This window comes from uncultured Pontibacter sp., assembly GCF_947502515.1.
Taxonomy (GTDB): domain Bacteria; phylum Bacteroidota; class Bacteroidia; order Cytophagales; family Hymenobacteraceae; genus Pontibacter.
Genome location: NZ_CANNAI010000010.1, coordinates 92,688 through 116,552, shown reverse-complemented (window position 1 = coordinate 116,552; position 23,865 = coordinate 92,688). Strand labels below are relative to the sequence as shown.

Genomic DNA, 23,865 nt, shown 5'->3' with positions numbered 1-23,865 from the left:
ACCCATAGCGCGTCGCACGGTTAGTGCAACCGCGGCTTCATTGTCGGCACTCCGTACCCAACGAAGCCTTAGTTGTTGTAACAAGTTTTTATTCGAATACTTTCCCAATGAATGGAAGCACCATTCCCAACAGCAGTGGCAGAATATAGACAACTTTATCGAGAAAATTAACCTCTCTCAAGTCATCTGCGTCATAGCCTGATAACCATACAAAAGTCGGTTCAACATTGTAGATACTTTTATACAGCTTTCTAAGAAGTCCATATGAAAGCACATAGATGAAAGGCCCAAACAAAAAGTCAGCTGCATTCCCTCTTGCCATTTCTGTACTTTCACTTCTAACTAAGAATCCAACAATACCAATTGTCAAGGCTACTATACCCACAATTAGCAAAGTTTTGTCACTCCTTAATCTCTTATCTACTCCCGCCATAGCTACAATTACTGTCAGGGCAAGACCAGCGTTAGCAATCATTGAAGGGCTAATATTCATTAATTTAAATGTACCACAACTAGCAGATAGCAGGAGTACCTACTCATACTATCTGCACTATGTGTGGAGTTGAATCTATGAATTTATACCTGATCTTTTCTTTCCAGCACGATCAAATCAGCTGATGCCTTATTCAAAGCAATAGGAATGTTGTTGAGTACCGCCGTGCGGATCAGTGTTTGGATGTCGTGCTCGTGGCCGTGTGGGGTTTCTACGTCGATGAAGAAAATCACCTTTTGGATCTGACCCTGAAGCAGGCGGGCGGCTAGCAGGATATCACCACCGCTTGGGCCGTGGCCGAAGGGTTCGATGTTCATGTCAAGAAGCTCATTGATCAGCTTGGAAGTGTTGGTCGTCCCAATCAGCTTGTATTGGCGCAGGGCCTGCTGGTTCTCTTTTACCCAGTTGAGTAGTTCCGTCTTCTTGTTGTTGTGGGCAATCAGTGCAATGGTTGTCATAAGGTATGATGTATAGCTAGTGTCAGTAGGGCCTCAGTGCTGTTGCTGTTGAGTTAGTGAAGATAAGCTTTTCACCTTTATAATCTAAATTCTAAACTGAAAGATCATGTCTCTCGTCAAAAGAGCGAGACACCCTACAGCGTCTGATTCAGAAGGAAAGAGAAAAACTACCCATGACAGTAGATAAAAAGTACAGAAAGATTGCGCAGTGGCTGGCCCGTTACGGTTGTGTATCCATCGGTCTCGTGTATGTACTGCTGGGGGGCATGGCGATACTCTCGCTGTTTGGCAGGTCAGAGGATGATGCTGATGAAGAGCGTGCACTGGATTATCTGCTTGAATATACCTTAGGAGAAGTACTGGTCTGGGTAGTGCTGATTGGTATGGTCGGTTATATCGCCTGGCGGGTATTCGAAGCTATAACGGACCCCTACGAGTTTGGGAAAGACCTGAAAGGTATAGGCAAAAGGGTAGGGGTTGCTCTGAGCGGTGTAGGCTATGGGCTTATTGCCTTCTCAGCCTACGAAGTGCTGACCGGAGGCGGCGGAAACAGTGAAGAGGAGCAGCAACTGATGATCGCCAAAATACTGGCCTGGGATGCAGGTCCATGGCTGGTTGGCGCGGCTGGGGTGGTCACTATGCTGACTGGCCTGATGCAGTTCCAATACGTCATACAGGGAGCCTATAACAAGCGCCTGGATCTGGGTGAACTAGAGCAGTATAAAAAGCGCATCATCCACGCGCTGGCATGGGCAGGATATTTTGCACGTGGCATCATCCTGCTCGTGCTTGGCTACTTTCTGCTGCGCGGCGCTATCAAGCAAGACGAAAACGCGGTCGGAGATACCGATTCAGCTTTCGATTTTATAGGTGGAGGCACAGTGGGTGACACAGCCTTTTTCCTGGTGGCGCTGGGTACGATCTGCTATGGCTTTTTTATGTTTATCTTCAGTGTATTTTACAAGTTTAGGAGAGACTGAAGGCAGGTTTAGTCCTCCGCAAACACACCAGAAAGGTTTTCCATGTACTTCTGCCCGGAACCGGTGTTGAGCAGGAGAATCTTTTCATCGGGTGAGATGCAACCTGTGTCGACCAGCTTGCGGGTGGCCATCCAGACGGCTGCACCTTCGGGTGCTACAAACAGTCCTTCGTCGGCGCCCAGTTCTTTCAGTCCTGTTATCATTTCCTGCTCGCTGATGCTGATGGCCGTACCGCCGGATTCCTGCAGTGTCTGCAGCATCAGTTGCTCACCCAGTGGACGAGGCACAGCAAGTCCGTTGGCGATAGTTGGTTTGCCCATATAGTTTTGCGCATTGGCTTGTCTGCCGTAAAAAGTCTCTACCAGCGGACGACAGTTCTCGGCCTGTACTGCCACCATACGCGGCAGTTTAATATCCTCCGGCAACCAGCCGATTTTCTTCATTTCCTTGAAGGCTTTCCAGATTCCGATCAGTCCGGTGCCACCGCCGGCAGGGTATAGGATCACGTCAGGCAGTTCCCAGTTGCCCTGTTCGACAATCTCATAACCCATCGTTTTTTTTCCTTCGATGCGGTAAGGCTCTTTCAGTGTCGACACGTCCAATAATTCACCTTTGCTGTTAAGCTCCTTTACTCTGGCGGCGCAGTCGTTGATCAGGCCATCCACCAGCACCACCTCAGCGCCGTACCAGTAACATTCGTCCCGGAAAGCCTTTGGCGTATGGCGCGGCATGACCACCGTGGCACGCATACCTGCCTTAGCGCAATAGGCCGCCATGGCAACGCCGGCATTGCCAGCTGTAGGTATAATGCAGCCTTCCACACCATGCTCTTTTGCTTTGGTGATCGCCATACTGAGTCCACGAGCTTTAAAAGAGCCGGTCGGGTTCTGGCCTTCGTCTTTCAGCTGCAGGGAGCGGAGCTCGTACTTTTTAGCAAGGTTGCTTAGCTTCAGAATAGGGGTATAGCCTTCGCCAAGACTCACGATGTTTTCTTCGTGCAGCACGGGCAGCATTTCGAGGTAGCGCCACATGGTGCCTTCCCGCTTTTGCAGTACCTCTTTGCTAAATGACTCGGCAAGATTATACCCAGCTAGCAAAGGCAGCTGGCAGCAAGCCGAAACTGTCTGTTTTTCGAAGGGAGAATATTGTTTGCCACAGCCTGAGCAGGATAATGTGCTGAGGTGGCTTACTAAGGATTGAAGCGTCGTTTCCATATCAGTATTTACGGCAATTAACATTCCTGATATGACCAAACAAAATAGCTTTAAGGAATAGGCTATTCCATTTTGGAATAATATCGCTTCGTAAACTGAATGAAATTTTTGTAAGGGAAATTGTTCTCGGTGCCTTTGCGCTGTATGAAATTGAAGCTCCGCTTTATGGTAAGTCCATTGATTGGTACCTGTACCAACTCACCAGACTGCAATTCTTTTATTACCGCCTGCCGGGGGAGGAAAGAAAGACAGGTATCTACCCGCACGAAGTTCTTTAATGCTTCTGTGCCACCAAGTCGTATTTTAATGGGCAGCTCATTTAACTTCACCTGCTTCCGCTCCAGTGCCAGTTCCAGCACGGCCAGTGTGCCCGAACCCCGTTCCCGCAGCGCCAGCGGAATCTCATACAGGTCCCGGATCTCCAGTTGCTGCTTTTTGAGCGGATTACGGGAAGAACAGACGGCGATCACTTCATCGGTCAGGAAAGGCGTATAAGTCACGTTACTCACCTTATTGATGCCCTCCACAATGCCCAGGTCTATTTCGTGGTCGAGCAGGGCTTTGAGGATATTCTCGCTGTTCCGGTTTTTCAGGTCGAGCTGCACATTGGGATTTTGCTGCAGGTAGGCTGAGAGCACCGGCGGCAGGATGTAGAGCGAGATAGTGGTACTCGCCCCCAGTACCATGTTAACCTGCGGAGAAAAGTTCTCACTAAGTTGCTTGAAATTCTGGTAAAGCTCGTGTTGCAGTTGTTTGGCAGACAGTAGTTTTTCATAAAGCAGCTTGCCGGCGGGGGTAAGCACAACGCTGTTGCCCAGCCGTTCGAAGAGGCCGGTCTTGTAGAACTCTTCCAGCGCTTTGATGTGCTTGCTGATAGCAGACTGACTGATAAAAAGGGTCTGGCTAGCTTTGGTGAAACTTAGCAGCCGGGCCACTTCCATAAAAATCTCGTGTCGGTGAGAGAGCATGTTATACCTGTTTGTGTAAGTATAACGAAATCGTAACAAAAAAAGAGCTCCTGCCCGGATTTTGGCAGGAGCTCTCTCCTTAGTTTGACGGGCCTGTTACTGCACCCGGATCATACGCATGTGGTCGACCATGGCCTGGTTGATCTCGCCGTTCATGTTCTCGTTTTGCGGCTCAAAAGTAAGGGTGAGTTGGTTGGATCCTTTCTCGAGCTGTACCCATACCTTGTTTGTATAGCCCCAGTCGCTCCACTCGCCAATGCCTCGCTGCGGCAGTACGATGGTGCCGGCCATTTCTTTGCCTTTGCGCAGCGTACGGATAGCGGCTTTGTTGTCGGTGTTGATCGGTCCGTTGCCGTTGGCGTAGCGAAAGTCAATAGCATACAAGCCTACCTGTGGCGCATTTACTTTGAAGGTGATGGTTGTGTTCACCTTTTTACTCACTTCCACAAAGCCTTTGCCTGTGAAGCCTTTGTAGGGTTGCTTGGCTGGCGTGGCTGAAGCCTCAGCTTCGTATACCTGCTCCAGCGCGGCAGGATATACGGCTACCGGTTCACTCGTAAAAGAGCCAAAACCAGCCGCATCCGTCGCGATCACCTGATACTCGGCATAGCCCTCTGGCTGTACCGCTATACCCGTCTCAGTGGTTTGCTGCAGCGGCTTACCGTTTTTGAGCACGGTGTAGTTCACCGCGCCTTCCACAGCCTGCCAGCTATACCTGCCGTTGGCAAACGTAGCAGTGGGCGCGACAGGTGTTACGTGGTGGCCTACTTTGTTCTGTGTTCCTTTTTCTGATAAGGCATTACCCAGCACGATCTTCACGGTATGGCGGCCTGTGAGCGACGCAGGTATAGTAGCGCTTTCCAGTGGCTGTCCGTCCATTGTGATGCTGCGGATGCTGTTGCCGAAGCCCTCCATCTGGATATCAAGTACGGCATTTCTGTACCTGAAATTGGTCAGGCTGCGATTGCCTTTATAACTCTCCGGTACGAAGGGTTTGAACACCAGCTGATCTGCCTGAAAATCCATGCCGAAAAGCAGTTTGTAGGTCATGCCCAGGTAGCCGGCCACGCTCCACAATTGGCGGTCGGAGTTCACCTGCGTACCGGCGTAGTCGCCGTTGCTGGCCACGAAGTTTTCCTTGTTGGTGAGGAATAGCGCGGCAGGACGGTAGATGGCGTTGAGGCTCTCCACAGTGGCGGTTTCGTTACCGGCTTTGGCGGCGGCCAGTGTCCAGTAAGCCTGCACAAAAGGCCAGGTGCCGTTGTTGTGGTAAGGCGGAATGTTCGGGATCTGCGGGAAAATGCTTGGTACGCCGAAGTCATAAACCGGGGTGCTGGCCACAACTCTTTTTGCTCTGTCAGCATCTGCTATACCAAACAATACTGTGAGAGCCTCACCCAATGCCTCGGCTCTTGGTGACAGCGACAGATAGTTGCGACCATACAGGTACTGTCCGTAATAGCCTTTGTCTTCCTGCCACAGCTGCTGGTTTATACCTTGCTTAATGCTGTCAGCTACGTATCTATACCTATCGGACGCCTGTTTGTCGTTTAGCAACATCGCCATCTGGCTTAGCAGCACATTAGCCTGATAATGCACAGCGTTCGTGCCCAGGTTTTGCGAGGTATAAATATCTGCAGGTTGCATCCATTTCGGGTAAGTCTGATCTCGCCAATCGAGGAAAGAGGACTCGCCCCGCATCAGGTTTGTCTTCTGGTCGAAGGCATTGAGCAGATCATCTTCCATCGAGTTACGGATGATCTCGTAGGATTCGCGCAGCCAGTTCTGGTCGCCGGTTACGGTGTAGATCTCCCAGGCGGCAGTGGCCCACACAATGCGGTCTGTCGAAACGGGATAGGCTCCACCTGTGCCGGTATCCTGAATGATGCGCTTGTTCTTCACTTTTCGCATCAGGCTTTTGCGGGCTATCTCCGGCTCAATGGCAGCCAAACCCAGTATCAGACTGTAGCTGATGTCGCGGGTCCAGACGCCAGCCCATTCTTTACCGGTACGGAAAGTGCCGTCCTCCTCGATATTCTTCACCACTTCCTCCAGCGTCATGTTGTAGAGTGCATCGGTCAGCACGTAGTCGGATTTGTACTGCGGATATTTGTCGATTGGCAGGCTCAGTTTCCAATGGGAGGCTGTGAGTTTCTCTTCACGGTGCGCATTCATATTGAGCGTCACTTCATAGATGCCATCGCCGTCCGGGTCCTCCAGTTCCATCCCTTCGCGACTCGCCAGATTATCAAAATCCCAAGAGAGGGGTGAGGAATTGCCGGCAATGTAAACGCCTTTAAAATCGTCTTTGTATACCTTGCTGCCATTGTAGGCGGTGTAGAATCCCTGCTTCGCAAAGGCATCCAGCACTTCGCGCATATCCACCCGCACGGTGAGGGGTGTGTTCGGTGGCAGAAATGCCTTGGCCGGTGCCGGCTCAGTAGCCTTCAGCTGTTGTCCGAACTTGATAATTGGTGTTTCGCAGCTGCCACCTTCCTCGGCGAGGCAAACGAACTGGTGGTCCATGCCAGGCGGCATTTCATTGTCTTTGCTGTTGATGCTGAATTTGAACAGAATCTCTGGGGACTGAAATTCATTGGCCGGGCTCTGGTAGCTGGAGGTGATCTCGGTAGGGGATAGTGCCTGTGCTACGTGGTCACCTTGAACGACGCGGTCAGGGTAAATGCTATAGGCTTGGGATTGCCAGATTGCTTGTTCTGTGCTGACTGTTTCGGTGGTTGTACCAGTGTCTGGTTGCGGCGTTTTGCAGGCGCTTGCGGTTAGGAGGGCTGCTATGCTTGCTGCTTTTATGTAAGTGTATTTAGTCATTGGTTAACGTTAATGCGTTTTAGTTTCGCCTGTGCGGCGGGCAGGGTATGCCCTGGCCGGGCGGGCCTTACTTTTTTCCTTGATGAAAAAAGTAAGCAAAAAAATCAAGACGCTCCAAACTCGCTGAACGCTCAAACAGTGGAGCGTCAAAGGGTGCACCTGGCACCACTATTTGTTTCATTGTTGGCGTGCGAGTTAGTCTTGCTATATCTGCCAGTGGTTCATATGGTCTGGGTTACAGAGTCTATACTTGTGAACTGGCAGTTACTCAAGTCCCCCTGTTCTGGATGGGGCTGTTGAATTCTGTCGAAAACTATCCCCTTGAGGGGATTATAGGGGTGTTGATTGCGTTGGTAAAATGCTTTAAATGACTAATTCTAGATTAGCCTGCAGTTGAAAACACCCCTCTGAGAGCTTCGCTCGCAAGTTTCGACTCGCGTCTCACTTGTCCTCAAGGGGAGAATTTGCTAGAACTTAACGGCCCTATACTCAAAAGGGAGCAGTTGCATTATGCAAATGAATCCTCGCCATCCTTTATCACCATAATTACCCTTCCTACTCCTTCACCCCAAACTTATACACCGTCGTTTCACTGTACTTCTCGCCGGGCCTGATAATGGTCGAAGGGAAGCTCTCCTGATTCGGGGAATCGGGGTAGTGCTGCGCTTCGAGACAGAGGCCGGCGTAGCGGTTATAGGTCGTGTTGTTGTGACCGGTCAGGGTGCCGTCAAGATGATAGGCCGTGTAGAACTGAATGCCTGGCTGTGTCGTGTGTACTTCCATGACGCGGCCAGTGCTTGGGTCTTCTACAGTGGCAGCGTGTACCAGTTTGTCACCTCCATTCCTTACAACGTAGTTCAGGTCATATCCATAGCCTTGCAGATTCTCGATGCGGTCACCCACTCGCTGCGGTGTGGTAAAATCGTAAGACGTTCCTTTCACAGAAGCCAGCTCTCCGGTAGGTATAAGCGTCTCGTCTGTGGCCGTAAACTGATCAGCATTGATCGTGACAATGTGGTTAAGGATGTCCTTTTCCTTGCCGGCGCTCAGATTGAAATAGCTGTGGTTCGTCAGGTTGACTGGCGTGGCTTTGTCGGTGGTGGCTTCGTAATCGATCTTGAGGGCGTTGAAGCCTGTCAGAGTATAAGTGACCACTACCGTTAGATTGCCCGGATAGCCTTCTTCTCCGTCTTTGCTCACATAGGTCAGGCGGATGGCATTTTGCCGCTGCAATGGCTCTGCCTGCCATACAACTCTGTCGAATCCGGTAATGCCGCCGTGCAGGTGGTTGGGGGCGTTGTTCACAGCCAGGGTGTACTCTTCGCCATCTAAAGTGAATTTGCCTTTGGCGATGCGGTTGGCGTAGCGGCCCACAATGCCACCGAAATGCGGATCGTTGGGCACATAGCCATCCACGTTGTTAAATCCAAGCGCTACTTCACCCAGGTTGCCTTCGCGATCAGGTGTTTGAATAGACGTCACGATCGCGCCATAATTGGTGATCTTCACGGTCATGCCGCTGTCGTTGGTCAGGGTATAAAGCTGCACTTCCTGCCCGTTGGGGGCGGTGCCGAAAGGTTCTGATTTTATTTCCATCATACTTGTCTGTTCTGTACTGTTGGCTTGCTCTGTCTGACTGTCGTTGCCTGAGCAGCCCATCAGACAGGCGGTGCTCAGACTTCCGAGAAGAGTTAGCATCAGTAAGGTACGGCGGCCGTTATATTTTTGCATATTCTTTTTGCTGTTCGTCTTTTATTTGCTGAGAATGATAGAGCTATAAGCAGGCAGGTGTACTGTGCTGCCATTTAATTTCGCAGCATTGTGTTGATGTACCAGTTTGCCATGCTCCCGCAGGTTGGCAGGTAGGGTAACGCTCGTGGTATTACCAGATAAGTTGTGCAGCACGAGCACTGACTCGTCGGCCATTGTTCGCAGAAAAGCACTCACTGCCCTGTTTTGCATATCTACGGGTTCGAGTTCGCCACGTGTCAGGGCGTTACTGCTGTTGCGCAATTGGATGTAGGCTTTGTAGTGGTTCAGGAGAGAGTTCGGATCCTGTGCCTGCTGCGCCATTGGCCTAACGTTCTGTTCAGTACTGTACTCGGGCGTCACCCAGGAAGCGCGGCAATCGTCGTTTGCTTTCGTGTCCCACAGGAAAGGCTCCCGTATCTGCTCGTCCGGTTTCTTGCCCTGCATCCCGATCTCCTCGCCGTAGTACACATAGGGAGCACCCGGCAATGTAAATAGCAACGCAGCCGCTACCTTGGCCTTGTTCATGTCGCCGTTCACCTCACTCATAATGCGGTTCTGATCGTGATTGCTCAGGATGGTAGCGTCTACAAAATTAGGATTCACCTGCTGATAGGTGTTGATGATGCGGTCATGGTGGATCGCCAGCGAGTCGCCGTTTCCTGTTTTCAGAGCGTCAAGTATTTTCCAGCTCATCTCAAAGTTAAAGAGAGCAGGTAGGCCTTTGGTATAAGGAGCCACAACATCAGCCTCGGCCCATACCTCACCTACCAGGTATACATCCGGTTTCACTTTCTGCATCTCGGCTCTGAACTCCTCCCAGAACTGGTGATTATCAGCCGGTCTGTCATCCGGGAAAATGTGGCGGGCCGCATCGAGTCGGAAGCCATCCACGCCCACTTCCTCCAGCCAGTAGCGACCAATCTTATACACTTCCTGACGTACTTTCGGGTTGTCGAAGTTCAGGTCAGGCATGCCACCCCAGAAGTAACCAAAGTATTTGTAATCGCTGCCTTTTACCTCATGCCACTGGTGCACGTTGTGCGAGTCATCGCCAGTGGTTTTGCCCTCACTTTTGGTCTGCGGATCGTCTTTATGTGCCCATACATAATAATCGCGATAGGGGCTATTTTCGTCCTTGGCAGACTCTACAAACCAGGGATGCTGATTGCTCGAGTGGTTCACCACAAAGTCAATTACGACCTTAATGTTGCGCTTGTGCGCCTCCTCCAGAAAGGTTTTGAAATCTTCCATGGTGCCGTAATCCGGGTGGATGCCGGTATAGTCGGTCACGTCGTATTTGTGGTAGGTAGGCGATGGACTCATCGGCATCAGCCAAATGCCTTCTATACCTAGCTCAGCCAGGTAATCAAGTTTGGTAGACATGCCCTTAATATCGCCGATCCCGTCGTTGTCCGAGTCGCAGAAGGACTGCACAAATATTTCGTAGCTCACACCATGAGGCCATTCATTGGCGGTAGCAACAGGCTGACTGTCCGGTTGGTTTGTAGAGCTGCAACCCGTCGCCAGGTATAGCGCAGGTATAAGCAGCAGATGATGCAGGTTTAGTTTTTTCATGGTTGTTTGTTTTGAGGTAGAAAAAGGCCTCCACAGAACCGAGATGCTGAGGAGGCCAGATCAATTAAAAGCCGACTGTAAATCTCCCGTTATCATTCCGCACGACCATGCTGCGTACGCCATACCCAATTCTCGGATTAGCAGTACCCTGCGGATCGAAGCGGGAAACCGGGTCGATGAACGAAGCAAAGTCTTCCTGCACTTTAGCACGCTTGCCATTGAACTGGAATCTAGTCTTCGCATCGAAGCCATGCAGCATTACCTTCACGTGGTTGAACTTCGTTTTGAAGTTGCCTTCCACATCGCCGAAAGTGATGGTCTTGCGACGCGGGTCATAGGTGATGGTGCGCTTGTAGAAGGCCCCTTTCTGGTAGTCGTAGCTTTCGCCGTCATCTTCGTAGTACACAAAGCTGTTGGCCACATCGCCGCGATACACATGTATGGTCAGGGTGTCGGTCGGGGTTTCGCCCATGTGCTGCACCAGCGACTGCATCGGGATGATGCTGCTTTCCTTCACATAGATCGGTAGTTTGTTGTACTGCACCCCGATCATCTCTTCGCGGTTGCCCTGCTTCACTTCGCCGGTCCAGAGGTCGTACCACTTGCCACGCGGGAAGTATACCTTGCCATAGTTCTTTGTGCTCTCAAACGGCATGATCAGGAAGGCCTTGCCGAACTGGAACTGTGAGTCGAACTCACCATTGTATACATTTGGGTCGTGGGTATAGTCAATGGCCAACGTGCGCATCAGCGGCTGTCCGGACTGCGTAGATTCGTACATGTTGGAGTAGATGTACGGCATCAGGCGGTAGCGCAGGCTAATGAAGTTACGGGCAATCTCGGTCACTTCTTCGCCAAAAGCCCAGGGCTCGGCTGAGCGGGTGTTCACACCAGTGTGGTTACGGAAGTAAGGGGTGAAGGCACCTAACTGAATCCAGCGGGCAAACAGACCAACCGGCGCATTGCCGGTAAAGCCACCAATGTCCATGGCCGAGAAAGAAACCCCAGTTACACCAAGGCTGTTGAGTAGGCGAATGCCGAGCAGCATGTGGCTGTCTTCAGCGCGGTTATCGCCCGTCCAGATGGCGGAGTAGCGCTGCGAACCCGAGTAGCCGGCACGTGACAGAATAAACGGACGCTTGTTGGGCATGTGCTGGCGGGCACCTTCGTAGCTGGCGCGGGCCATTTGCAGGCCGTATACGTTGCGACCTTCCTTGTGTGTGGTGATGTTGCCCTCAAAATTGAAGAGCACATTGTTAGGCATTTTCTGACCCCAGGTGGCGATCTCGTTCATGTCGTTCCAGAAACCATCCACATTGGTGTCGGCAAAGAACTTGATCTCCTTTTTCCACCACTCACGGCCTTTCTCGCCCGTGAAATCCGGGAAGTGCGTCCAGCCTGGCCATACCTCGCCGGCATAGTATTTTCCGTCCGGGTACTTCAGGAATACATCGTCTTTCACGCCACGTTCATAAGCACCGTAGCCTTCTTCGATCTTAATGCCCGGGTCCACGATTACAGTCGTTCTAAAGCCCATATCCTTGAGCTTTTTGTTCATAGCAGCAGGATCAGGAAAGCGTGACTTATCCCAGGTGAAAAGTTTATAGGCATCCATGTAGTGGATGTCCAGTGTGATGCCGTCGGCAGGTATACGCTTCTCGCGCAGGGTCTGGGCGATGCGGAAAACCTCCGTTTCCGGGTAGTAAGAGTAGCGGTTCTGCTGGTAGCCCAAGCTCCACAGTGGAGGCAGCTCCATGCGGCCTGTCAACCCGGTATAGCTCCCGATGATATCGGCCAGTTTGGTGTGGTAGAAGAAGTAGTAATCCATCTCGCCACCTTGTGCTCCGAAAGAAGAAAAGCGGTCGTTGCTGGCTCCAAAGTTGAAATCACTTTGGTAACTGTTGTCGAAGAAAATGCCGTAATTGAGACCGTTGTGTATACCGATGTAAAAAGGGAAAGTGGTGTAGAGCGGGTCCTGGTTAGTAGTATAGGCATAGGCGTCGGTGTTCCAGTTGGTATAGCCGCTGCCGCGTCGGTCAAGGCCGCCGGTCTTTTCACCGAGTCCGATGAAGCGCTCGCCCTTCTGCATCTTTTTGTAGGTGGTCACTTCTTCTCCAATCCACGAAGTAGTCAGTCCTTCTTCGTCCTGGCTGATCACCTTGCCGTCGCGGGTCAGGAAAGCTACCGAGAATGGGTTTTTGGTGATGCGTGCCTGCAGAGAGTCAGTCACGATCGACACTTCTTTATCGTTTTGCGTGATGTTCACTTTGGTTTGCTGCGGCTGCGTGACCACGGCATAGGAAAAGTCTTTGCCAAGTGGCTGCTTGTCCATGCGCACACGCACCACGGTCGGGGTATAGACCGTCACTTCCACGTGGTTGTTTCGGTCGGTGGTCAGGTTTACTTTCTGACCGGAGATGCTGACATTATTTACGGAGCCGACTTCCCTGATCGGGCTGTTTTGCGCCTGAGATGGCAGGTATAGCGCCGAGGTGAGCAGGAGGGCAGCCAGCGCATTGTAGAAAATCTTCATAGAGGGAGATTTTTGCTGAAAGGTTGAAAACAAAAGGTCTGTATATAACAAACCCGGCCAAGCGGAGTAGCCTGCCGGGTTTGCTTAGTTTAAAGGTGCAGTTCGCAGCAGTATGCTATGGTTAAGTCTGTGCGCGAGCTTCGCATCTTAAAGCTTGGTCAGGGAATAGGTATAGTTACCCGGATTAGCCAGATTCAAAACTACTTCATACTGTCCGGCCTCTTCCACTTGGATGTTGGCTCCGCCATACTCCAGACTGGCGTCGGCATTGTCGTCGCCAAAGTTGATGTCCCAGGCGTCGTTGGCTCTGAACTTGATTTCACCCACTGAGAGGTTAAGCGTGGCTTTCCATACCTGCTCGGTAGCATCGTAGGTCATGTTCTGGTCATTATCCCAGCTGCCTGTCGCGTCACCAATCACACCCCAAGTTGTTCTGATAGCTTCCCATGTCATCTGGTTAGTGTTTGCTTTAAGCAAATAATAGCCTGTGCCGTTTACAACTAAATTGTCTCCTTTTTCTGTCAACGTGCCTTTGTTGCCGCTGCTGGTTCCTCCAAAGTCATTGTCCCAGTTAGGCTCCGGCGTAAACTTGAAGTTTGTCTCCGTCTCCGGGAAATTCACAAACCCTTCATACACACCGTTATCATTCACAGACGATACCTTTGGTGCCTCGCCTGGGTTCCAGCCCTGGTGGCTGCCCGGAACCCAAAGCGACACGTACTCGATGATGTCGAGGAACGGGGTCACGTTGAAAGAAATTACGTTCGAATAAGCTGGTGTTACACTCTCTGCCACAGAAGATCGGACACGTGCCTGTATAGTGCCTTCGTTGTTTGGCGCCAGACCCAGCTGCGTGGCCAGGGTGTTCAGCTCCGCTACGGTCAAGGTTCTGCTTGTCGTACCTGGTGTTGCTTCTATTTCTCTGGCTGTCTCAAAGTCACCACCTTCTGCAATAAACTGCAGGGTATAGGTAACAGCTGCCTGGTAGCCGTAATCAGCGGCTGTCCAGTTCATGGTAATCGCATCTTCCCCCTTTGTTTCTGCTGTCAGCTCCACGCTGCTTTCAGTGGCAGCAAGGGTAGGGACGGCACCAGGGCGAAGTACCAGCCGCTCTTCGTCTTTCTCGCAAGAGAACAGCACCAGCGACATAAGGCACAGGGTAAATAATTTATTTATCGTGCTTTTCATATTTGATGATTTCAAAATGTGATGTATCTATCCGGAAGCTGACAGCAGTAGAGATCAGCTTCCGGTCTGTTCAGATTATCGTGTATAGCCCGGGTTCTGTGTCAGGTTCGGGTTGGCGGTCAGGTCCGTGCTTGGGATCGGGTACAGTCTGCGGAATTCCTCCACGCCTCTGCCTTCCGGAACGGCACCTTTCCATGGCCACACATAAGTAGCCGAAGTGAATCTGTTGAAGCGGATCAGATCTGTTCTGCGGTGACCTTCCCACTTCAATTCACGGGCACGCTCGTTGATGATGAAGTCCAGCGTTAACTGTCCCTGGCTGATCGCACCACCGTTGCCTCTCACATTGCCAGCTGCATCTGTATAAGCACGACGGCGCAATTGGTTCACGTAGTCCAGCGCATCCGCAGCAGATCCGCCACCGCCACGCAGTACAGCCTCAGCATACATCAGGTATACATCCGCCAAACGGAACATCGGGAAGTCGGTATCCGGATGGTTGCCGCTTGGGTCAGAACCTGCCTGGCCAGCTCTGTTCACGTTCTTGAATTTCGTGATCGGGTAGCCGTCTGTGAAGGTAAAGATGTCGGCGATTTCCAGGTTCTGTCCGTCGGTATGGAACATGGCACGCTCATCCGGTGTGGCATTGGTGCTCGGGAAAAGCTCCACGATGTTTTTGGTGGTGCGCAGACCGCCCCAGCCGCCGTTGATACCAAATGCAGCTGCGTTCATGTTGCCGCCCACTGGTGCGTGTACCAGGTAGGTCATACCGCCCCAGGTTGTAGTGCGCAGACCGTCAAACGTAATCGGAAAAATGATCTCACTTGAGGTATTGTTGTCGGCCAGGAACAGGTGGTTATACTCTGCCTCCAATTGGAAACGTCCCGAATCAATCACGCGGCGAGAGTAGGTTACGGCATCGGCGTAGCGGCCCTGGCCGGTATATACCTCTGCATTCAGGTATAGCTTGGCAAGCAGCGTCCAGGCAGCGGCCTTGTCGGCTCTGCCGTATTCAAATCCGGGTTCGCCCAGTTCACTTTCTATGGCCAGCAGTTCGCTCTCCACATAGCTGAACAGATCGGCACGCGTGGTCTGCTCCGGGAAGAAAGAACCTACGCGGTCCTGCTCTGTTACGAAAGGCACGTTGCCATACAGGTCAAGCGCATGCCAGTAGCTCAGGGCGCGCAGGAAGCGGGCCTCAGCACGGTAGCGTCTCGCTTCTTCCAGGTTAGCGCCTGTAATGCCACGCTCGCTCAGCTGGGCATCCTGTGTTTCGCGGATGAACTCGTTTGTAAGCGATACCTGGTAGAAGATGCGGTTGTAAAGTGCACGCAGGAATTCGTTTGCTGGTGTCCAGTCCATGTCGTGCAGGTCGCGCAGGTTGCCGTCGTTCCAGGCGATGATCGCCTCGTCAGTCGACAGTTCCTGTGCCTGCCAGTACTGGCGCAGGTAGTTCGAGAAGCCCTCGTCAATACCGCTGATGTCCGGACGACCTGCAGGGCCCTGCTGACCTGTTACCGCGTAGCCGGCATACATTTTGGCCAGGATGCTCTTGTAGTTAGCGAAGTCACGGTACACGTTGGCCGACACTACATCATACTTCGGCTCTATGTCCAGGCTGTGGTCGCAGGAAGCAGCTGACAGGGAAAGGACGCCTGCCAGTGCTATGTTTCTTATGTTTCTGAAATTCAGAGTTTTCATGGTTGGATGAATTAAAGATTAACAGTCAGACCTAAGGTATAAACACGCGGCCTAGGGTAAAAGTTATTGTCTATACCGCTGGCAATCTCAGGATCAAGACCGTTGTATTTGGTGATCACGAACAGGTTCTGGATGTTGGCATTTACACGCAGATTCGCTTTCTCGTTGAAGATGCGGCCCACGTTATAACCAAAGTTAATGTTCTCCATGCGCAGGAACGAGGCGTTCTCCATATAGTAGTCAGAGAACAGCTGGTAGTTCATGAAGTTGGTCTCCAGTACGTTTGGCGACACGTTGGTCAGGTAGCCCGGGAACATGAAGGAACGGTAGGCGCCGTTGTTTGAATACACGTTGTTATACATGTAGTTACCCACGCTGCCACGCATCACCATGCCGAAGTCAAAGTTACCGTACGTCAGGTTGGTGTTGAAGCCCAGGAAGAAATCAGGCTCCGGCTTCTTGTAACGGTAGCGGTCCGCTTCGCTGATCACGCCGTCTTCGTTCAAGTCGGCATACAGACCTTCGATTGGGTTGCCCTGCTCGTCGTATATCTGCTTGTATACATAGAACACATCCGGTGCGTAACCTACCGTTCTGATCTGGATGTTGTTACCCACACCACCGGCAATACCACCTACAGGGTAACCTTCAAAGTTAGGGTCTTCGATCTTGTTCAGTTTCGTGATTTCGCGTTTCTGGTAGGTACCGTTTACGCCAATAGTCCAGTTTAATTTTTCAGTGCTAATGACATTATAGTTCAGCGCTGCTTCCAAACCTCTCGTTTCCATAGTGGCCGCGTTTGTAACCAACTCATTCACTAGGTTGGTACCGGCCGGGATGGATATCAGGGCGAGCAGGTCGCGCGTATCTTTAAAGAAGTAGTCGAGGCTACCGTTCACCTTGTTGTTGGCAAAGCCGAAGTCTATACCTGCGTTGTAAGTGGTCGTCTCTTCCCACTTAATGTCAGCGTCATAGCCCTCAGGACGGAGCAAGTTGTAAAACTGGTTGCCAAACTGGTACTGTGCAGTGTTATCGCTAACGGTATAGCGGGCCAGGTAAGGGAAGTAGCGGTTGGACACGCCTACAATATCCTGCTGACCTGTAACACCTACACCTACACGCAGTTTCAACTCAGAAACAACTGGTGAATTTCTCATGAAAGCTTCTTCATTGATCCTCCAGGCCAGTGCCAGAGCAGGGAAAGTACCCCAACGCACGTCATCACCAAAACGGGAGGTACCGTCAAGACGCACAGTAGCTGTCAGGATGTAGCGATCCAATAACACGTAATTGAGTCGACCAAAATAAGACTTAAGGCGGTAGATTTCATTTGTCGGTAGTCCTGGCTCCAGGTCGCTGAGCGGAGTGCCCTCTGCATCAGTTGGGATAAACTGTGGGCTTTCGTTTTCAAACTTCTGGAAAGAGTAACCTGCTGTCGCGTCGACGCGGCTATTGATGCCAGTCAGGTCTTTCACGTAGTTCAGGTAGAAGTCAACCAGGCTGTTTTTCTTCTCCTGCTCATACTGTGTTCTTCTACCGTTGTTTGGAGCTTCTGGAGCAAAATCTGCTGGATAGAAAGTAGAGCCGTTGCTGTTAGAGCGGTCAAAGCCCAGGTTCAGGTTGGCTCTCAGGTCAGGGAGGAAGTGGAGTTTGTAGTCCAGCTGCACGTTACCGATGTGACGTTTTACTTCGCCGCGGTCGTCGCGCTGCTCCAGCATACTTATGGGGTTGCGGGTAGCCAGTGGGTTATAGCGTCCGTTGGCATCCAGCCACTGGAAGTAGCCGCCAAACTGGTCGCTACCAGACATGATAGGCTGCGTCGGGTCCATAGCTACGGCTGCTCCGATGGCACCCTCGTCAGCAAATTTACTCTGGGTCATGGCGCCCTTGTAGTTCAGGTTCACCGTCAGGTGGTCATCCAAAAAGCGCGGACTTAAGTTCACGCCGATAGAGCCACGCTCAAAGTTACCTGTACGTAATACACCATCCTGGTTCAGATAACCCAAAGAAACACGGTAAGGCAGTACGCCTACTGCGCCACTTACGCTCAGGTTATTGTCTGTGGTATACGCTGTCTGATAAATCTGGTCCTGCCAGTCTGTGTTGGCATTGCCAAGCAGTGCGATCTGAGAAGGTGTGCCCTGCTCGTTCACTACCCGGCGGAATTCATCAGCTGATAATACGTCCACCGTTTGGCCCACTTTGGAAAGGGAGTGCTGGGTTGTAAACGTAACACCTAGCTTCTGGCCGGCTGTACCTTTCTTCGTGGTGATGATGATCACACCGTTCGAAGCGCGTGAACCGTAGATGGCCGTAGCCGATGCATCTTTCAGGATGTTGAAGGTCTCAATATCATTCGGATTGAGGAAGCTGAGCGGATTGGCTGCCCCTGATACATCTGAATTTTCGAGCGGCACACCGTCGATCACGATTAGCGGATCGTTGCTGGCGTTGAGGGAGCCACCACCACGAATACGGATGCGGCTACCGGAGCCTGGCGCACCGCCGTTTGGTGTGATCTGCACACCAGCTACTTTACCCTGGATCAATTGCTCAGGCGTCGTGATCTGGCCCTGCACAAAGTCCTCAGAAGTTACCTGTGTTACAGCACCTGAAATATCGGTTTTACGCTGGGTACCATAACCAACCACGACTACTTCCTGCAGCGCCTGCGCGTCGGTGCGCATGGTCACATTCACCGTAGACTGATTGTTAATGGCTACTTCCTGTGTGGTATAGCCGATAAAAGAAAACACAAGCGAGCCACCTGATGCCGGCACAGGCAGAGTGAACTCTCCGTTTGCGTTGGTAGAAGTGCCGCGGGTGGTGCCTTTGAGCACAACGGTTACACCTGGCAGTGTATCGCCGTTCTCGTCCACTACGCGGCCACTCACAGTTACATCCTGTCGCATTTCAGTGCGGGGCTTGGCTACGACGGTTGTTGCGGTGGCTGCGGCAGGACGTGCTTTCGAGATAATGTACACGCCTTTTACTTTTTTATAAGCCAGGTTATTGCTGGCCAGGGTAGTGCCCAGGAACTCGTCCACATTCTGTACGCCGTTCTTTTGCTCCGGCACGATCAGTTGCAGGTCATCGGCCAGACTAGCCTGGTAAGAGAATTGTATACCGTGCGAATCTTTCAGCTCGCTGAGCAAATCCTTGAGCGACTTGCCCGTCAGGGCCTGTCCGGCGTTATGGTTCACTGCAAGGTTCGGACCTGGGCCCGGATAACCCTGAGCGGTCCCCGGTATCTGGAAGCAGCACAGCGCTACTGCCAGACCCAAGGATCGTAGTCTCTTGGTAGATTTATTTGACATAGATATGAGGTTAATTTATAGTGAGCTTATGTATATAGTTTTCTCTTTTTGGGTCACCTTCAGGTCAAAGGTCTCTGCCAGCGTGTTGACAATGTCTTCCGGGCCTTTTACTTCCAGGAAAGCAGTGACACGCTGCTCTGAGAGGGCCTGGCTGCTAAACTCCACTCTGTAGCCATACTGTTGCTCCATGAGTGTGCCTACTTCACGCAGGGTATAATTGTCGAAGTATACCTTGTTATGCTGCCAGGCAGTATACAGTTCCGGATCTACACGCCGATGGCTAAAGCCATGCGCTGCAGATACTGTTATAAGATCGCCGGGTTGCATCTCCAGCTGTTTTGTTTCGCCATGTAGTGTGGTGCTCAGATTCACTTTGCCGCTGGCCAGTACAACGCGGTCTTCCTGATCGCGGTCGTATACGTTAAATTCCGTTCCCAGTACATTTATTTCAGTGCCTTTGCTGGTTGTTACGATAAACTGCTGTCTGTTAGCCTGCTGTGTTACCGAGAAAAAAGCCTCGCCGCGCATCTGTACGGTTCGGGGTTCATCATCTTCCCATTTTTCAGGAATAGTTATACTGGAGTTTGCGTTAAGTACTATTACGGATTTGTCAGAAAGTTGGATAATTCGCTTCTCGCCATAAGTGGTGGCGTAAGTCACCGGTTCAGATTTTTGGAGGGTGAAAAACAGGGCGGTAACGGCCAGCAAAATGACGATAACAGCCGCTGCAGACAGCCAGGTTGTGCGGCTGTGGCCCCAGAGGGAGAAGACGCGCCCGCTGTCATTTCCGTTATCCCGGTCCTGCTGCATGGCTTTCTGCAACTGCTCCCACACCAGCGCTGCATCTTCATCACAGCTGTGGTCAGCGACCTGCTCCTGCGAGAGCAACAGTACCAAACGACGCGCCTCAGCCAGTTCCTGCGCCTTTTCAGGATACTGCTCCGCTACCTGTGTCCAGTGCAAGGTGCTTTTTTGCGTAGGGTATTTTACCCATTGTATAAAGTCATGGTCAGCTGCCAGTTCAGTTGCAGTAGCTGTTGCGTAGTTCATGTCAGGCGTTTATTTGATGCGGTTTCAGCGTTTAGGTGCGCTCTACATACAATAGCCTGCTACTCGTGATATTATCCCTTCCGTGAGCGAAAAAAAATAAAAATAAATTATAAATGTTTGTGAGTAAGTGAGATAGCTTGTCTTAAAAGAGAAGTGTGAGGAGCAGGAAGGTGCTGTTCTGCAGCAGTTGCTGCAGGCGGGCTATGGCTTTATAGGTAGTCTTGTACACGGAGTCCTGCCCAATGTCCATGATAGCGGCAATCTCCTCGTACTTGAGGTTGGCGTAGTACTTCAGAAAGATGACTTCCCGCTGCCTGGCTGGGAGCTGTGAAAGCAGCTCTGAGATCCGCTCGCGTGTCAGTTCAGCCGTCTGCAGTTGGATCAGGGTCTGCTCGTGGGAGTCCTCAAGCTCGAAGTGGTAGTTTTCGGGTAGGGGGTCGTGCAGTCTGGCGCGGTTGTTTTTTTTGATGATCTCGTTGCGGATGGATTTGAGGAGATAATGCTGCACATTGGCAGGGCTACCGATAGATTCACGGCTTTTCCAGAGCGAAAAAAACACCTGTTGCAGACAATCGCGTATAAGCTCCTTGTCAGGCGTGATCCGGTTGCCGTAGCGCAGCATGATGGGAGCAAAATGACGGTACAGCAGCGAAAAGTCGTCTTCGCTTCCTGCTTTAAACCTACTCCAAACTTCCTGCTCGTCCATGCGCGATTGCACCGTTTTTGAAACGGAGTACAACAATTATATTAGAATTTAATCTAAAATCATACCTTTAAGCTCTGAAAAATATACAAACTTATCTAGTGTTATAACACTAAAGCCAGGACTAAGGCATATTTTCAGGGAAATGTGAGAATTGTCTCTTGTGTCTCGTGCCTGCTGCTAAACTTCTGAATTCCTTTTATCTATAATATCCCCTTTATGGCAAACCAATACCTCTACCGCTTTGTGGTGCTTTTTGTTTTCCTGTCCGGTATAGCCTGGCGGGTGCAGGCGCAGGCCGTACAAACGATACCTGAGTTTCCTAATGGCGACCAGGAGATCACTCTCATATTCGACGTGAAGCAGTCCAAAGATGGCCGTGCCACCGGGCTGCTGAACAAGACGGACGATGTATACCTGTGGTCAGGTGCGGGCACTGTAGGCTCGACGGATGCTTTTCAGTACCAGCCAGCCGGGCAAACGAATTTCAACCAGCCTTTCAATCTGGGCAAGATGACCTCACTCGGAAACGACCGCTGGCAGATCAAACTCACACCGCGTACTTATTTCGGAGTGCCGGCCGGGCAAACCATCGATAAGCTGGGACTACTGCTTAAAAACGGCAACGGCACCGCTCAGACCGAAGATTTTATCATCCAGATCTACGACGGAAGCCTGCAGATAGCCTTGCGCGAACCTGAGCAGCGAAACTTTTTCGTCGATGCCAACAGTGCTATACCTGTACGCGCTGTCATATCGTCGAAAGCCAGTGTAACGGTAAAGCTTGACAATACGGTCGTGTATAGCGCCAGCGATGCCGACGAAGTGCAAACCAGTATCAATGCGGGCAATCAGGCCGGTGTGCAGCGCACTGTAACCGTAGAAGCAAAGCTGGGTGACGCCACAGCCACAGAAAGCTTTACCTTCCGTGTGAAGCCACAACCAACGGTCGCAGCGCTGCCGGCAGGTATGCGGGATGGGGTGAATTATACCAGCGCGACAAGCGCCGTGCTGGTGCTCTATGCGCCGTTTAAGAGTTTCGTGTATGCCATCGGAGAGTTTAACAATTGGGAGAGCTCGCCGGAATACCTGATGAAGCGCACGCCTGATGGCAACCGCTACTGGATCGAGCTGAATAGTTTGCCGGCAGGAGCAGAGGTGGCTTACCAGTACCTGGTGGATGGCACCCTGGCCGTGGCCGACCCTTACACTGAAAAGATCCTGGACCCGGCCATGGACCAGTACATACCTGCCAGCACTTACCCTAACCTGAAAGCCTATCCGGAGGGAGCGGAAGGAATCGTATCGATTCTGCAGACAAACCAGCAAAGCTATACCTGGAAAGTAACAGACTTCCAGCGGCCTGACCCGGAGAACCTGGTGATCTACGAACTGCACGTGCGCGACTTCATTGCAGCCCGCAACTACCAAACCCTGACCGACACCCTGACCTACCTCAAAAGACTCGGCATAAACGCTATTGAGCTTATGCCAGTCATGGAGTTTTCCGGTAACGATTCCTGGGGCTATAATCCGATTTTCTTTTTTGCGCCTGACAAAGCCTATGGTACCAAAAACGACCTGAAAGCTTTTATAGACAAAGCACATGAAATAGGTATTGCCGTGATTCTGGACATCGTGCTCAATCAGGCGGACTACGAATACCCGTATGTGAAAATGTACTGGGATGGTAACCAGCCGGCTGCCAACAACCCGTTCTTTAACCAGCGGGCCACGCATTCTTTCAGTGTGTTCTTCGACTTCAACCATGAGAGCGATGCCACCAAAGCCCTAGTGGAGCGTGTGAACCGTCACTGGATAGAAGAGTACAACATCGACGGTTACCGTTTTGACCTTTCAAAGGGTTTTACGCAGACCAATACCGGCGAGAATGTAAATGCCTGGAGTGCCTATGATGCCAGCCGCGTCGCCACCTGGAAGCGCATTTACGACGAGATCAGGAGCTACGATGAAACGGCTTTCGTCATACTGGAGCACTTTGCCGATAACCAGGAAGAGAAGGAGCTTTCCAATTACGGCATGATGTTCTGGGGCAATCACAACCACGATTACCGCAATATGGCCAAAGGGGTACAAGCCAATCCACAGGGCATCTCCTATAAAAACCGCTCCTGGGAAAACCCATACCTGATCGGGTATATGGAAAGTCATGATGAGGAGCGGATCATGTATGACGTGCTCACCAATGGCAACCGAAATGGCAATTATAACACCCGTACCCTGAGCACCGCTCTTGACAGAGCCAAACTGGCGGCTGCTTTCTTTCTACCTATTCCTGGGCCGAAGATGATCTGGCAGTTTGGAGAGCTGGGCTATGAGGTGCCAATTGATCAGAATGGACGTACCGGTCAAAAGCCGATCCGCTGGGAATATCAGCAGCAGCTTGAGCGCCAGAAGCTCTACCAGGTATACGCCGAACTGATCAAGCTGAAACTGAATGAACCGGCTTTCAGCACCGACGATTTTGACCTGCAGCTGAATGGTCACGTAAAGCGCATCTCCCTTTTTCACGAGGACATGCGTGTATTCATAGTCGGTAACTTTGATGTGAAGGTACAGCCGGTCAATGCTAATTTCCCGATCGCTGGGGTGTGGTATGACTACTTTACAGGCAGAGAAAATAACATCACAGATCCGGGTCAGGTGATGGAACTGCAGCCAGGCGAGTTTCACATTTACACCACCAAAAAGCTGGAAACACCGCAGCCAGGCCTGGTGCCGTGGCAGGGACTGGTGCTCTCAGCTGAGGAAGAGCTTGCTGAAAGAGGCCTAAGCGTATACCCGAACCCCATGCAGGAAGCCACTGTGCTGCACCTGGAAGGCGACTACCGCGGACCCGTACAAGTGCAGCTAGTGGATATGACCGGTCGCCAATTGCAGCAGGTTCGGTTCCTGAAGCATCATCATAGCCACCAGGAGCAGCTGAGGCTACAGCGTGTGCCTGCCGGTGTATACTACATGCAGGTAGAGCAAGGCGGTAAAAAGTCGGTGCATAAACTGCTGAAAGTACAGAACTAACCCAGGCTGTGTATACCTGACAGCTATAGCTTTGACCAAAATAAAACGCGCTGCTTCATGATGTG

15 protein-coding genes are annotated in these 23,865 nt (G+C 51.5%); 2 read left to right on the top strand and 13 right to left on the bottom strand.

Annotated elements, in window-relative coordinates; genetic code table 11:
* Positions 1-88 precede the first annotated feature (88 nt).
* Positions 89-475: a hypothetical protein gene (locus Q1A54_RS19565; RefSeq protein WP_299991574.1), complete on the bottom strand. Its 387-nt coding sequence runs from the start codon at positions 473-475 to the stop codon at positions 89-91.
* 101 nt (positions 476-576) lie between these two features.
* Positions 577-951, bottom strand: a complete 375-nt coding sequence (locus Q1A54_RS19560) for a methylglyoxal synthase (protein ID WP_299991572.1) — start codon at positions 949-951, stop codon at positions 577-579.
* Positions 952-1,124: 173 nt separating this feature from the next.
* On the opposite strand from Q1A54_RS19560, the gene Q1A54_RS19555 reads away from it, so the two are divergent.
* Positions 1,125-1,931 carry a DUF1206 domain-containing protein gene (locus Q1A54_RS19555; RefSeq protein ID WP_299991569.1) on the top strand — a complete coding sequence of 269 codons (807 nt, stop codon included), beginning with the start codon at positions 1,125-1,127 and terminating at the stop codon, positions 1,929-1,931.
* A gap of 8 nt (positions 1,932-1,939) precedes the next feature.
* On the opposite strand, the gene Q1A54_RS19550 is transcribed toward Q1A54_RS19555, so the two are convergent.
* The 11 genes from Q1A54_RS19550 to Q1A54_RS19500 all read right to left on the bottom strand — a co-directional run bounded on the left by Q1A54_RS19550 (position 1,940) and on the right by Q1A54_RS19500 (position 20,764).
* A complete protein-coding gene (locus Q1A54_RS19550) occupies positions 1,940-3,145 on the bottom strand; it encodes a threonine synthase (RefSeq protein WP_299991567.1) in 1,206 nt (401 codons plus the stop codon).
* Positions 3,146-3,207: 62 nt separating this feature from the next.
* Complete coding sequence (locus tag Q1A54_RS19545; protein WP_196120257.1) at positions 3,208-4,113, bottom strand: LysR family transcriptional regulator; 906 nt, start codon at positions 4,111-4,113, stop codon at positions 3,208-3,210.
* Between the two features lie 96 nt (positions 4,114-4,209).
* Positions 4,210-6,942 (bottom strand): glycogen debranching protein, encoded by a 2,733-nt coding sequence (locus Q1A54_RS19540; RefSeq protein ID WP_299991565.1) that lies wholly within the window; start codon positions 6,940-6,942, stop codon positions 4,210-4,212.
* A gap of 555 nt (positions 6,943-7,497) precedes the next feature.
* Positions 7,498-8,673: an aldose epimerase family protein gene (locus Q1A54_RS19535; RefSeq protein WP_299991563.1), complete on the bottom strand. Its 1,176-nt coding sequence runs from the start codon at positions 8,671-8,673 to the stop codon at positions 7,498-7,500.
* Between the two features lie 21 nt (positions 8,674-8,694).
* Positions 8,695-10,269 (bottom strand): alpha-amylase family glycosyl hydrolase, encoded by a 1,575-nt coding sequence (locus Q1A54_RS19530; protein WP_299991561.1) that lies wholly within the window; start codon positions 10,267-10,269, stop codon positions 8,695-8,697.
* A 64-nt stretch (positions 10,270-10,333) separates the two neighbouring features.
* A complete protein-coding gene (locus Q1A54_RS19525) occupies positions 10,334-12,802 on the bottom strand; it encodes a TIM-barrel domain-containing protein (RefSeq protein WP_299991559.1) in 2,469 nt (822 codons plus the stop codon).
* Positions 12,803-12,949: 147 nt separating this feature from the next.
* Positions 12,950-13,990: a SusE domain-containing protein gene (locus Q1A54_RS19520; RefSeq protein ID WP_299991557.1), complete on the bottom strand. Its 1,041-nt coding sequence runs from the start codon at positions 13,988-13,990 to the stop codon at positions 12,950-12,952.
* A gap of 75 nt (positions 13,991-14,065) precedes the next feature.
* A complete protein-coding gene (locus Q1A54_RS19515) occupies positions 14,066-15,691 on the bottom strand; it encodes a RagB/SusD family nutrient uptake outer membrane protein (RefSeq protein ID WP_299991554.1) in 1,626 nt (541 codons plus the stop codon).
* 11 nt (positions 15,692-15,702) lie between these two features.
* Positions 15,703-19,008: a TonB-dependent receptor gene (locus Q1A54_RS19510; RefSeq protein ID WP_299991551.1), complete on the bottom strand. Its 3,306-nt coding sequence runs from the start codon at positions 19,006-19,008 to the stop codon at positions 15,703-15,705.
* Positions 19,009-19,023: 15 nt separating this feature from the next.
* The gene (locus Q1A54_RS19505) at positions 19,024-20,058 is read right to left on the bottom strand and encodes a FecR family protein (protein ID WP_299991549.1); all 1,035 of its coding nucleotides are present in this window, start codon (positions 20,056-20,058) and stop codon (positions 19,024-19,026) included.
* Positions 20,059-20,200: 142 nt separating this feature from the next.
* Positions 20,201-20,764 (bottom strand): sigma-70 family RNA polymerase sigma factor, encoded by a 564-nt coding sequence (locus Q1A54_RS19500; protein WP_299991546.1) that lies wholly within the window; start codon positions 20,762-20,764, stop codon positions 20,201-20,203.
* A 216-nt stretch (positions 20,765-20,980) separates the two neighbouring features.
* On the opposite strand from Q1A54_RS19500, the gene Q1A54_RS19495 reads away from it, so the two are divergent.
* Complete coding sequence (locus tag Q1A54_RS19495) at positions 20,981-23,800, top strand: alpha-amylase family glycosyl hydrolase (protein ID WP_299991544.1); 2,820 nt, start codon at positions 20,981-20,983, stop codon at positions 23,798-23,800.
* Positions 23,801-23,865 lie beyond the last annotated feature (65 nt).